Raw genomic sequence first — 12,574 nt, 5'->3', positions numbered from 1 at the left:
GGCGTACGCCTTATGATAACACAGTCATTTCTGGCGTATGGGGCCCAACCTCCGGTGAGCGACAGGGGGTTAATTGCCTTTGCTCGCTCACAGATCGTGAGTTCTTCAAAAAGCGCACCTAACCGGTCCCGGCCGAATGACAGAAACACCGCGGCAGTTAGGCCTTTGGGGGACCTGATTTCTGCCAATCGCCGCGCGCCGACGCCACTCCCCGCGAATGGCGGCTCTCAGTGCGCCGACAGCCTCCGCGTCAATAAGCCTGAATATCGCTTGGTCGGATTCAGACCGAGGTAACCGTCAATTGTTCGCCCTCCACGTTGACCCTGAGCCCCAGTTGGGCCGCGAGCGTCTGCAGCGCGTTCAACAGGGAATCGCGCGATGAGGCGTCGACGAGCTCAGGGTAAAGGCCCATTAGGCTCTCACAGGCCGCGGTGGTACCCTGGCGGGCGATCGCCCTTAACGCCGACGAGCGCGCATTATGCGTTCGGGACCGCGCGATCTCCTCGAGCTCGGTGAGGGAGAGAGGTTCGCGCCGGTCCTGTAGTAGTTCGACGGCATTGCCAATGACATGATCCTGGAAATGGATGTCGCGCGGCCCGGTCTGCGGCGCGGCGATCGCCGCAGCTAGGCGAGGACGCACGTCGGCTAACGCGTGGTCCTGCCCCAGCCGGACGAGGTCGAGCGTCATGCGTAGCGCGTCGCTCGGCTCGTAGTCGCCTTCGCCTGTCCATTCCGCAAGGAGGGGCAGAAAAAGGGGCGTGCCCGGATGGATCTCGGTCATCCGGATAGAGCCGGATGAGAACGAGTTCATCTCTAGCTTGCCCGAGAGCCCGGTCTGGAGGCTCGACGAGATTGAACGGCGTTCATCGGCGTCCCAGTTCCGACTCTCAAGGGCCGTCTTGGCGCGTTCAGCCGCCTCGATCGTTGGGAAGTGGCCGAGGAGCGAGCACGTCGCGGCTACGATCTCTCTTTCCAGGTGGCCGAAACCGCTCAGCAGTTCGTCGAATGCCTCAGCGCATTCGAAAGACATCGCGAAGACGAGGGCGTGCTTGCGAACCACGCCGGTGAGGTTCGCGTCGGCGAGCAACTCGCGGATGAGCAACGCCCTGCGGGGTGGTTCGCACCTCGATATCACCTTCCCGATGAACTCGGGACCGCTGCTCGTCTCGAACTCCCGCGCCCAGCGCACCATGACGGAAACTGGAACCTTGGCGCTGACCGCCGCCCGCGCGGACACGCTGGCCGCGCTCCACCCAGGTGCGGCCAGGGCATCGTGGGCGATCGTCTCGGCGCAGTCGAACCTCTTGCTCGGGTCGGCGAGCGAGAGGGCGGCGGCGCGGATCGTGGTCGGCAGCGTCTCGTCCTCGACTGCCTGCCTGATGTCGGCCTGGTCGACGTTGGCGCCGCTCAGATGGTCGATCAGCGCGGCGACGCCCCTAACGCCGCTGTCATCGTCCGCCCACACCTCAGCCGCAGCGACGTACAGCCGGAATGCTCGCTGGCCAACGCGGTCGACCTCCGGTTGGAACTCGCTGAGGTTGAGTAAGCTGCCGACATTCTCCGAGACCAGCTCGTGCAGAATCTCGAGCGAGAGGTCGTCGTCGGCCAGTTGGCAGAGGACTCGCCCGCTGCCGTAGTGGAGCAGCCGCCGCTCGAACAGCCGTGCGCGGAGTTCGGGTATCAGCGGCTTCGTGAACCCGTCCGCGAGGAGGTTTCCGATCGCCCGCGCGCGCCAGAAGCTGTTGGAATCCCAACGCGCAAGGAGCCGCAGGGTGATCGCCCGCCGCTGCGCGGCGCTCACCCGCATCCCGTTGGCCGTGCAGCGGCCGAGCAGGCGCGTGTGGGTGTCGAACGCGTCGTCAGGTTCGGCGAGAAGGTCGTCGACGATTTTGGTTGGGTCGTCGTGACGCTCCAGCGCGAACTGGATCGCCTGTGCCCACGGGCGCTTGGCGAGCGAAGCCAGCCTCCTCGGAATGTCGTCGGCGCGCTGTTCGACCAAGTGGCAGCCTGCGAGGTATTCCTGGACGATCGGGAACGGGAACTCGAAGCGCGATGGTTCCGGCTGGCGCAGGACGCCGCACTTCAACAAGTCAGCGATCACGACGCGACTGCTGGCCGGCGGCGGCAGCATACGTTCCAGGAGCCGCTGATACAGCCCGATCTCGTCCTTCTCGAGCGCCTCGAATGCGGCGCGTTGCGCAACGTCTCGCATTACGCCTGGGTCGGTGGTGATGCCATCGCTGGGCTTGAACCGCGCAGGGTCCCACAGCAGCGACAGGTAGTTTTCGATGACGTCGGTGCGGTCCTTCGGCAGGTCGCCCGTGCGCCCGTCGGTCGCGAGCAGCATGGTGAGGAAGAGCGGGATGCGTGAGAGCCGCCGCATCTCTGGCTGCGACTCGAACAGCATGTGCAGCCGCTGGTAGATCTCGTCGTCGCCTGGGCAATAGGCCGCCACAAATTGGCGGACCGCGTTGTCGCTGAGGGGCGACAGCTCGACCAGCTTCGCCTCGGTCGGGGCGGAGAGCGCAGCTGCGTCGCGCACGGTGAGCACCCAGTGGACCGCCGGGTGGATCGCCGAGAAGCGGCGCAGCCGATCGAGGATCACCGAACGACGGTCGGTGCCCACCTCGTCCAGGCCATCGAGCAGCAGCACGACGAGGCCCGACTCGGCCGCTTGGCGCCAGTCGATCGAGACGCCGTAGCTCGCGTTCACTTTCGTCTGGATGTGCTCGAGGATCTCAAGGTCGGAGTGCGAGAGATCGGGCGCGGTGACGAGGACGGGCAGGAGGTCTAGCAATAGCGCCTTCGCCGTTAGCGCCAGTAGCAGCGTGCTCTTCCCGAAGCCCGGGCCGGCCACGACCACGACCTTGTCCAGTTCCGCCGAGGGGAAGGTGGAGAGGTCGATGCCGTCGGGCTCGACGGCGGCTCGCCAGCTGCTCCACTCGTCGTCGAAATCCGGTCTCCTGCCCGAATCCGGCTTCTTGGCGGTAGGCCATACGAACCCTTCCGCTATCGAGCGAACGATGCTCGTGCCGGGGACCTCGATCCGCAACGTAGCGGCGACGGCGGTCCGGTAGATCTCCGATCCCCAGGATTCGGGATCGCTGATGTCGATACGGTGCTGTTCGCGCAGATGCGCCCGGACACCGGCCGGCTCGAACAGCGCTCGTGTCCGCGCGCCGCCGCCGGCGTGGTCGCGCAGGTGGCCATGCAACGCGACTGGGTCGGCAACGGCGGGCATCCAGAGCGGCGGAAGGTCACGTTCGACCATGTCCTCCGTGAAGAGCTCGACGTCGATGAGCTTGAAGAGGTCGAATGCTACCGCGTCGTCGCAACCGAGCGTCGCCTCAACCGCGTCAACCAGGGCCTCCTGTTCCTTATTGAGCCTGCTTCTCCATTCCGTCGCGTCCGAACCGTTTGTCCGTTCGGCGCAGGATCGCAGGTTGGCCGCGAGCGAGCCGGCGTCGGCGAGAACGACCCCGAGGCGATCGATCGCGCCGAGAGACTGACGCTGTCGCTCCATCGCCTGCCACAGCCCGTCCCACGCAGCGTCCCCCTGGCGTAGGGTCAGCTTCGCCTGGATGAAGCGCGTCGCGCCATCGGCGTAGCGCACGACGATGTCGTCGACGTGTTCGGGTGCCTCGACGCGCACCGAGAGGACGCGGTCACCGATCGGACGGGCGCGGGTATCGAGCATCCGTCCCATGTGGAGCGCGGCCACCGAGTTCTGGTACCGGATGCCGGATTGGGTGCTCGTGCCGCCTGCCTCTGCCATTGCTCCGAGGTTGCCCCCGCCGTCGCCTAAGTCAACAAGCCGCCTCGGTGGCGTGACTGCCCGCACGCACTACATAGCGCCGATGTCCACGATCCCAGAACCCGTCCGCGTCGTTGGCGCGAAAGCCGATGAGCTTCGTCGCCTCCACGACCTTGCGCTCGAGGAAACGATCGACGCCATCCGCGCCAAGCTGGCGGAGGGTAAGAAGCCAGAGGGTGCGAAATGGCCGAAGGTGTCGATGCGCGACAACGGGATGCCGTCGATCTCCGAGGCGCCGCTCTTTGAACGGAACGGGGCGCTGAAGTTCAGCAGCGTTCTGGAGCCGCCATGGAATGACGACGAGGCACGTGCGAAGGGCAAGTTCCCGGAAGACCTCTGTTCCCCCACATGCGCGAGCTGGTCCGCTTCGTCCTGGACGATCCCGAAGTGAGCCGGTGCTACATGGAGAAGGTCCACCCGGACTTTACGACCATCTTGGTGACGATGGGGGTGGAGCACGCGGCCAACACCTTCATGCTGCGCCACGGCGACGTCGCGTCCGACGCGAAGACGCGCTCGTCGGTGCTACAGCCGCTGCTAAATGGGCTGACCGACGACTGGCTCAAGACGCCGGTCGTGATCCCCATCGCCCTAGTGCGGTTCGACTTTGACCGCGTTCGGCTTGCCAAGAATGCGTTGCTGATCCGGATGTCCGACGGACTCCATCGCGCGCGCTGGGAGGGCAAGGCGCACGCCGCCAACGGGCACGACGCCGTTCTGGCGTCGGCGACTCATGCCCTCGTCCTCACCGAATGGGGCGTCGCGAATCACGCGAAACTGTCGCTCGGCGAGATCCTGTCGGCCCCGTCCAACGATATCGCGGCCGTCGTCGACTCCTTCTTCGCGGCGCTCCGGCTCCGCCTCGATATCGATACGGGCTACGCGCAAGAGATTCGGTTAGCCCGGGGCTGGCGCAGTCACGACCGGCTCGGCGATCCCGAGGTCTACGCCGTCGGTGCGCGACGCTACCCGCCGCATTTCGACAACTATGGTTGGATGAACCAGGACCTTCCGCTCGTCAGCAAGGACGACATGAAAGCGGTGGCACGGACATGGGCCGGCCTGCTCGCCATCGAGGACAGTCGCTTCGCCCTCGCGCTACGCAGGTTCAACGCTGCCTCGACCCGGGATGAACTGGCGGACGTGATCCTCGACGCGACGATCGCGCTGGAGATCCTGCTGGGGGACAGCGATGGGCAGTCGATATCCTGGAAGCTGCGCATGCGCGCTGCGGCGTTGATCGGCCTCGATGCCGACCGGTCGAGGATGGAGGAGGTGCGCACGGCGATCAACGACACCTACGGGTTCCGTTCGGCGATCGTCCACGGTGGGAGGCGCAAGTCCAAGGACCTAGACGAGTACGCTGCCGCCAAGCGGGCGGTCGACGTGCTTCGGACCGTGATCAATTCGATCATCGCACATCCGGCCTATCTCGATCCGCTCAAGATTGACACCGATCTGCTACTCACCTCTCGGGTCGCAGGCGCGGCCGAACCGGCGGACGAGACCGAAGAAGACCCCGAAGCAGGATCAGAGGTCTAGGATCGAGGTCATCAGCTCGGTGCCGTAGGTCTCGCCGAGCTTGGCCTGCCGCGCGAGGTTCACGAACGGCTTCTCGGCGACGATGACGTCCGCGATCGGCAGCACGGTCGTGAACGCCATCACGTCGCGCAGGTCGTTCTCGGCGATCGGCCGTGCTTGGTCCTCGAGCCGCACGACCAGTTCTCGCTCGACGTGGAACACAGGCACATCGACCGTGAAGCTCCGCACCAGCGATGATCCAATGTCGCTGACGGTGCTCCAGTCCAAGCCGAGCTTGCGAGCGGTCGCGAAGATGAAGTCGAGCTCGTCGATGATCAGGCGTGCGCCGTACGCCCGCCTCCTGAGCGCCAGCGGCTCGCCGGCGGCGATGGCGCGGCGAGACTAAATACCTGAGATGAGCTCGACCGAACTCGCCGTGTTGCGGCGCACGGCTTCCTGCCGGATGGCCTCGTCCTGAAAGGCGAGGTAGTCAAACAGCGCGCGAGCCGGATCCTTGCGGATCGCGTCGAGCACGCGCTGCGAGATCTCGAAACCGTAGGTCTCGGGAGTGTAGTCGCCGGCCGCCTCGAACCACAGGTCTGAGAGGAACCAGCGCTCGGCGGGCGCCGGATGAGCAATCGAGTTCTTGGCGGCGATGTAGGCGGTCAGCGTCTCGGTCAGGACGCGACGGCGGCCGCGGAACACGCGGCCGGCGCTGATGAGGGACTGGGCGCGGGCCATCGTGGCGCGCCGGACGGGGTCGTTGATCTTCGCCGTCTCGTAGATGTTGGCGAAGCTGAGTGGCACGATGATCTCGTTCGAGCGCACCCGATCCACGACCTTGGTCAGGGTGGCGTGCTCGCGCGGGAACTCAGTCTTGTCCCAAGACCCCCGTGCCAGCGCAACCCACGCGTTCTGGTCGAGGTAGACAATCCGGCTCATCTTGTTTTGATTGCCCCCTGTAAGCGACCAGTCCTTATTTTGAGCACTTCCAGAGCACGAGTAGGAGGATGAACACGGCAACCAGCCAGCCGCCCCAAGAGCTGTCATTGCCACCGCGCTGCTTGGTGGCGGGCGTCCATTCCTCAAGCTGAACGCCCATCGCATCGCCGTCGACCAATAGCTCGAGCTCGTGTTTCCCGATCTTGAGCGTTTGCGACATGCGGCTGGTGAGCTTCGTGGTATCCGCCCTGATGTGTTGAAGCATGACGGGCAGTTGAATTCGGGCGCCCTCGCTCAGTAGCGAACGCTCGCGATCGCGCAGGAAATTGAGCAACTGCTGTTTCACTTCGACATCACCGGCGGCGAGCCAGTTGAAGCGGCGCTCGAGCTGTTCGGGAATCTTGTAGTGCGAAATGACTCCATCAAAGTGCCGTTGCACTGCTTCGACAACAGCGCCGATATCGGCGTTGATCCCAATCCTAAGCCTCTTCTTCGACCGCGGGCCGAAATGCTCCCACAGGCTCTCGGTCAGCTTGTACTTCTCGGTAAGAGGCATTCGCGGCGGCAATAGGCCGAACAATCGCTCCGCGACGAGACCACTCATGTGGACCTTGCCTGATCGCCATTTGTCGATCGTGTTCGAAGCATATTCTTTCGCGGACGAACCATATCGACGGCCATATTCGTCGAGGAGCGACGCCATCGCACGCGGTGGAAGCTTGAAGAAGTATTCCTTAACGTCCTTGTCGGTGCCACCGAGCTCGGCGCTGAGCCGCTTCGCCGCCTCTATGTGCTCTAGCGCGCGCTCCATCCCGACCGAGCGCTGGCGATCATATGAAGAGCGTTGCGACGAACCGCCACGATAGCGTCCAGATCGGTACCCGCGCGCCATCAGCTACGGCGCAGAAAGCGGGACAACCACCCGAAAACCCCACTTCGCCGGTCCGTGGAAAATTTCAACACGACAGAATAAGCCTTGCCCTCCAGTTTACGCGTAACGTCGATCCGGCTCCCTTGGGCCTTTAGCTTCCTGCCGGTTTCGACAAGCGGACCCAAGATTTCCTCGAATCCGTGCGAGAGCAAATCGATCGTTTGAGGATCGAGCTTGGCCTGTTCGGCTTTTGCGCGGAGTGCCGTAGCCTCACGCTGAACATCGGCTCGCTCGTCAAGTCGGACAGTCGCCCGGAACACTGTTAGCGCGCGAACGCTGCTGCAATCAGCACCAAAGCAATGATGCCGGCGATGATATAGATCGGTGTCCAGTTCGTCTCGCCGGTCTGCGATCGCGACAATTTGCCCGTCCGGGCATTGTCCGTGTTCCCCATAATGACTTCGGTGCGGCCAACTGCACTGGTTTGGGTATGACTAACCGTGACCGCATTGCCGTCGTCAGCAACCTGCCGAGTCGTCTCGGTGAGCGTCGCGAGTGTCGACTTTAGCGCACCGACATCGACGTGAAGTTCCTGCGCCCTCTTCGATATATCGAGCATTCCACGTGTGTAGTCGGTGAGCAGCGCTGCGCGCTGATCCTCGGGCAACCAAGAAAGGTCCAGATTCGTGCTGGGACTGAGGGGCACCGTCGTCGGCACCAGAGGTTTGGGTGCAATGTCGTCGTCAGCCATCTTCATTTCCCCCTTGCGCCCGGCTGGCCAGACTATCTTCGCTCGGCGCGCCAGACATCCGGCCGCTCAAATCTGCCTTGCCATAAGCCCCGACGCTCAGCCTTTGCTGCAGCTTCTTCCGTAACATAGTCCTGCGAATAGCGCGTGAAAGCAACCGCCCAGCCGTTCGCCACCATTTCGCGCCCAAGATCTCTCCCGCTGACAGAGCAGACAGCGACGGCGCGGCCATAACGATCTCTCGAGCGCTCCACGCAGGTCGGTCGGGATGTGCCAATCAACTGTTCTAGCGCGCGTGTTGCATCGTCGCCGCAAGCGCTGTCTATTCCTTCGACCTCACAAGTTTGTGCTTTTTCGGGAGCGTCAATCCCAAACAACCGAACGTGATCTTCTCCGATCGCGATCGTGTCGCCGTCTATCACCCGGACCGGGGCACCCGCGTCGCCGACCATCGTCGACCCGCTGAATTCAGCTCCCGACGCGGAGGCGCGCTCAGGTTGGGCTGCCGCAACACCACTTGGATGGTGTTCGCGCCACTTCCGACCAATCGTCAAGGTAGCGACGACTACGGCCAGCACCAGCAAAACCAGAATTCCTGTTGATCGCAACGGTTACGCCCCTTCGCGGTGATCGCGGCCGCCCCTTAGATCGCCTCGACGTCACGAACCTATCGACACGCGACCCCAGCAACAATCGCCATGAATTTCGGAGCTCAGGAGCACGGGAACGTTGGAGTACTCTGTTGTTATGCCAGCTGGCGAGCATCGACGACAGCCTTGGGAAACCCTATGTTGGATCAAAATGGCCGACTACCCGCGACGAAAGGAACAATGGCGGGTTTCGGGATCGTCGTCGGCCGCGTCGAACGTCCAATATTGGGGCGCAAAACTGACGCTGGCGCCTAGGAGGAAAGTCGGTCGATTTCACCCAAGACAAAGCGAGGATCGAAGATCTCTCACAAGTTTTCACCGTGGCGCGGATTACACCGTCGCATTCATGTCCGGGCACGCCTGCCTTTAAAGGCTGGCTCTAAGGGGCGCGATGAGATGGATGGCTCATCAGCAGTAAACTTACCCGATCATCAAACGAACGACCGCTTTCAGGATCGCAGTCCTCCATCGCGAATGACCGAGATTGGGGCGCAGAGCTGACAAAGAGCGGGGCACACTCATTAGGTTGCCACAGCAATTTCTGATACCATATATTCGAGATGACAGACGAAGCTGGTCCCAGAAATCGCGGCCGTCCTGCAACTGGTTGGACCCAGATCGGGGTCAAGGTGAGCGCACCTTTGCTGGCCCGCATCGATACGTGGCGCGCAGCGCAGTCCGATGTGCCCAATCGCCCGGAGGCCATTCGCCGGTTGATCGACGAAGCCATGTCGCTATGCAGTCCGCCGCCTGCGACCACCGCACCGGCCCAGCCGCCGTTGGCCGATGGCGATCGCGTTCAAAGCGACAAGTTCGGCAAAGGGACGGTGCTTGGCTCGCTCCGCCCTGCTGCGACATCACCGCTCTTTGCCGGCGCCGGATCGGATCAAGCTGGATGGATCGCCAGCGTCCAATGGGACGGTGGCGGCTGGGGCGTCACCCAGATCACAGCGGCAGCCTTGGAGCGATTATAACGACGTCCATCAACGCCCGTAGGACGATGGCCAGGCGCGCCCTCGCCTCCGCCGGCCCGCGCCCGGACGCTGCCTAGCAATGCCCTTGATCGGCATGCTCGATGCTGCCCAGATGCTGGCATCCTCAGCGTCGGACAGTTGAGACCGACGGATGGCGAGGCTGCCATCCTGCGCGAGTGCGGCGTCCGCCAACAGACGGCAGATTGACGGGTCATCGTTCGATCTGATCGTGGCCAGCGCCGTGCGGAACAGGCGGTTGCGTGTGATCGGCAGGGCCGGTGTTGATCGAGTGCCGTTCTCGATCTCTTCGAACATCGCTTGCAGGCGACCGTCACGATTGTGCCGGACGCGATCGGCCAGGATCTGGCCGACCGAGAGCCCGATGGCCGGATCGCGGGGCGGCTCAGGATCGGGGACAAAGTGTGGGACCGCCCCGGTCGCAAGAAGGTCGAGCCGGGTAATTTCCTGATACCGCCAGATCGCCGCCAGCCGCGCATGAATCGCCGGCTCCGTCAGCCGTGCGGCGGCTTGTCCCAGCGCGTCTGCCAGCGGACCGTCCGTGACGTACCGGCGGCTCGGCGGTGCAGCGAGTATGTGTTCGAACCCAGCGATGTCCGTGCCGAACGCATCCATGCCGGCAACCCGCCAATGTTTCGCGATATCGGCCGGGATCACCGCCGGGAGCTTCGGCCGCCACAACCATTCGTCGACCGGGGCAGCGGCCAGCGGCGCTGGCGCCGGCTCGACAGCTGGCTGGAACGGCACCGCTACGGCGTTATCGACAATCGAAGCATCGAGTTCGGAGGGCAGCAAAGCAATGCGGCCGTCTGCGATGTGGTCGCCAATGTCTTCATTATCCCGCCCGGCCCATCGCCTATTGCGCGCGACCAGCGTCTCGCGATGCGCGTTGGCGCGTTCCTGCCGCTCGCGCTCCTCACGTTCGATGATCGGCGCACCGCGCCACCGTTCGATTGTTGCACGCAACCATGGCGAGCCGCTGATTGCGCGTTCGTCGAACAGCGCCTCGTGACCGTGTTTGTGCAGAAACGATCGCACCTGCGCCAGCGCCTTGCGCTGCGCGGCATGCTGAGCGGCCAGACGCTTCTGGACGTCCGCAGCGTCAAGATCGATGCCCAGCACCAGCCCGTCCGGATCGTCGCGACGCTCGACCAAATAGTGACCGTCGCGCTCCGTCACCAGGATCGGCGTGTTGGCGATGTCATCGACCGCCCGGTGCGCGGCGCGGCGCGCCTCGGCTGCATCTCGGGACCGCTGCCGCTCGACCGTCATCGTATCGCGAGCAGCACGCTCAAGCCGCGCCGCTTCGCGACGGCGCTCATTTACGCCGGCACGTTCGGACGCAAGTTCGTGGTCGAGCATTGCGAGATAGGCCCGTGCCTCGAGCCCCCGCCCTTCCCATCTCGCCCGGTCGCGATCGCGCTTGGCGGCGTCGGCGTACGCCGGGGCATATCGCGCCGTTCGTTTGGCCCGGCTCACCGACATGCTAATCAGGAGACCGATTTCTTCGGCTTCATGGCGCAGCACGGACGCCCGTCGTTGCATCGCCTTGGCAGCGTCGCTGGCATCAGCTTTGTCGATCGCTTCGAACCGCGCCTCATGACGGCGACGCGCGCGATCGAACAGCCGGCGCCAATTCTCGATGTCGTTCTCGATGCCGTGCGCCGTCGCGACCCCCGCGCGCTCCAACACGACGGCTCGACCATATAGCTTCTTGTTCGGGGTGACGCCGTCGATCCCCATCTCGCGGAGCTTGCCAGGATGCAGGCGCTGATCGGCTTCGAGCCGCGCAAGCTCGACGTTCGCAAGGTCAGCGAACACGCCGCGCAACCGCTCGTGAAAACCCTGGCGTGATATCGCATCGACCTTGTGCTCGGCGAAGGTCAGCCCGCCGCCTTCGCCCACCATGACGCGCCTAGTGCCGGCCAGGAAATGACAGTGGAGGTTACGCCGGTCGTTAAGCCGATCCGGCAAGTGATCGAATATCGCGACGGGCAAGATGCTGCCGTCGCCCGGGTCATCTCCCGCGTTGCGCTGACCGTCGAACCAGGCAGCGAGGCCCATCCGGATGTTGCGGCGCGCGTCGGGATCACCGATCAGCGCTACAGGATATTCGATCTCGCCTGACACGTGCGTGAGAACGCCCCGCCCCTCGGACGTCCTGGAAAGGCGAAGATCGTCGTCAGTATCTGCGACCCAGCCGGGCAATCGTTCTAGCCAGGCCTGGGCCAGCGGCGCGGTATCGTCGATCCATTCCTGGCCGAGCCGCTGCTTGAGCTTGGACAGTTTTTTCCCAACAGCGACACGGCGCTGCTCCTTTTCGATCACCTTGCGCAACCCATCCGGGCAAGCGGGCAAGGATGCCGCATGGTCGAACAGATCGGGCGCGCGTTCATAGAATATCGCGACCCGCGGCGGTCCCGGCTTGTGATTGATCCTGAGCGATCGTTCGTGCCCCTCGATCGCATCCCATTGCGATGCCCGCCGATCGGAGTCGGGCAACAGGTTCGTGTAGTGATCGGGCACCGCCTCCGGCTCGCCGCCATGGCCGACGGCGTATGCGTCGTAGATCGCGGGCGCGCTCTGCTCTTGTTCAACCCCAGGCTGGTCAGCGTCGATGGCGACGGCAATTGCGATCTTCGAAGCAGCATAGCGGTCGAACGATTTTGCCGCGCGCTGCGCGGGCTTGTTCACCCCCAGATGAAAACTGCGCAAACCTTGCGCAGAAACCTGGCGCGACGATGGTGGAGATCCCGGGATATTGAACCGGGCTTCCTGCTGCCAAGCCGCCTGCCCCTGCCCACCCCCGCGCATCGACAGATCCTTCGCGACGCGGTGTTTCAGTACGCCCAGGATATCCATTTCCCACGGACGCCATTCACCCGGCGTGTCGCGCATGACCCGCTGACAATATCTTTCGAAGAACAAGGCTGTGGGCATGGCCATGCATGGCGCCTTTCAACAAAGCTGCATGTAGCCCGCGGCAGGCGCCCGGACGGCCACCAAGCCGGACGAACTCCTCTACCCTTCAAGTCT

10 protein-coding genes are annotated in these 12,574 nt (G+C 63.9%); 3 read left to right on the top strand and 7 right to left on the bottom strand.

The window, feature by feature from the left end; translation table 11 throughout:
- Positions 1-280: 280 nt before the first annotated feature.
- Positions 281-3,775, bottom strand: coding sequence for an NACHT domain-containing protein (locus ON00_RS00800; RefSeq protein WP_010402493.1), 3,495 nt, complete (start codon positions 3,773-3,775; stop codon positions 281-283).
- A gap of 52 nt (positions 3,776-3,827) precedes the next feature.
- Between ON00_RS00800 and ON00_RS00795 the strand changes: the two genes are divergently transcribed.
- Together ON00_RS00795 and ON00_RS00790 are read left to right on the top strand one after the other, a co-directional pair.
- Positions 3,828-4,205, top strand: coding sequence for a hypothetical protein (locus tag ON00_RS00795; protein ID WP_211207094.1), 378 nt, complete (start codon positions 3,828-3,830; stop codon positions 4,203-4,205).
- On the top strand, positions 4,163-5,356 hold the full coding sequence (locus tag ON00_RS00790) for a HEPN domain-containing protein (protein ID WP_010402490.1): 1,194 nt from the start codon (positions 4,163-4,165) through the stop codon (positions 5,354-5,356). The genes ON00_RS00795 and ON00_RS00790 overlap by 43 nt, the downstream gene beginning before the upstream one ends.
- On the opposite strand, the gene ON00_RS00785 is transcribed toward ON00_RS00790, so the two are convergent.
- The 5 genes from ON00_RS00785 to ON00_RS20025 form a co-directional block, all read right to left on the bottom strand.
- Positions 5,345-5,623, bottom strand: a complete 279-nt coding sequence (locus ON00_RS00785) for a hypothetical protein (RefSeq protein WP_154651249.1) — start codon at positions 5,621-5,623, stop codon at positions 5,345-5,347. The genes ON00_RS00790 and ON00_RS00785 overlap by 12 nt on opposite strands.
- 114 nt (positions 5,624-5,737) lie before the next feature.
- Positions 5,738-6,277 carry a hypothetical protein gene (locus ON00_RS00780; RefSeq protein ID WP_010402488.1) on the bottom strand — a complete coding sequence of 180 codons (540 nt, stop codon included), beginning with the start codon at positions 6,275-6,277 and terminating at the stop codon, positions 5,738-5,740.
- A gap of 34 nt (positions 6,278-6,311) precedes the next feature.
- Positions 6,312-7,088, bottom strand: coding sequence for a hypothetical protein (locus ON00_RS00775; RefSeq protein WP_010402487.1), 777 nt, complete (start codon positions 7,086-7,088; stop codon positions 6,312-6,314).
- 382 nt (positions 7,089-7,470) lie between these two features.
- Positions 7,471-7,899, bottom strand: a complete 429-nt coding sequence (locus ON00_RS00765) for a hypothetical protein (protein WP_154651248.1) — start codon at positions 7,897-7,899, stop codon at positions 7,471-7,473.
- A gap of 32 nt (positions 7,900-7,931) precedes the next feature.
- Positions 7,932-8,474 (bottom strand): thermonuclease family protein, encoded by a 543-nt coding sequence (locus ON00_RS20025; protein ID WP_245535611.1) that lies wholly within the window; start codon positions 8,472-8,474, stop codon positions 7,932-7,934.
- A 701-nt stretch (positions 8,475-9,175) separates the two neighbouring features.
- On the opposite strand from ON00_RS20025, the gene ON00_RS00760 reads away from it, so the two are divergent.
- Entirely contained in the window at positions 9,176-9,520 is a 345-nt protein-coding gene (locus ON00_RS00760) for a hypothetical protein (RefSeq protein ID WP_154651246.1), read from the top strand.
- A gap of 9 nt (positions 9,521-9,529) precedes the next feature.
- On the opposite strand, the gene ON00_RS19745 is transcribed toward ON00_RS00760, so the two are convergent.
- Positions 9,530-12,436 carry a hypothetical protein gene (locus ON00_RS19745; RefSeq protein WP_050810886.1) on the bottom strand — a complete coding sequence of 969 codons (2,907 nt, stop codon included), beginning with the start codon at positions 12,434-12,436 and terminating at the stop codon, positions 9,530-9,532.
- Positions 12,437-12,574: the final 138 nt, after the last annotated feature.

Origin of the sequence: Sphingomonas echinoides ATCC 14820 (assembly GCF_000241465.1) — a bacterium.
Taxonomy (GTDB): domain Bacteria; phylum Pseudomonadota; class Alphaproteobacteria; order Sphingomonadales; family Sphingomonadaceae; genus Sphingomonas; species Sphingomonas echinoides.
The sequence above is the reverse complement of the archived record's forward strand: the minus strand, read 5'-3'. Positions and strand labels throughout refer to the sequence as shown.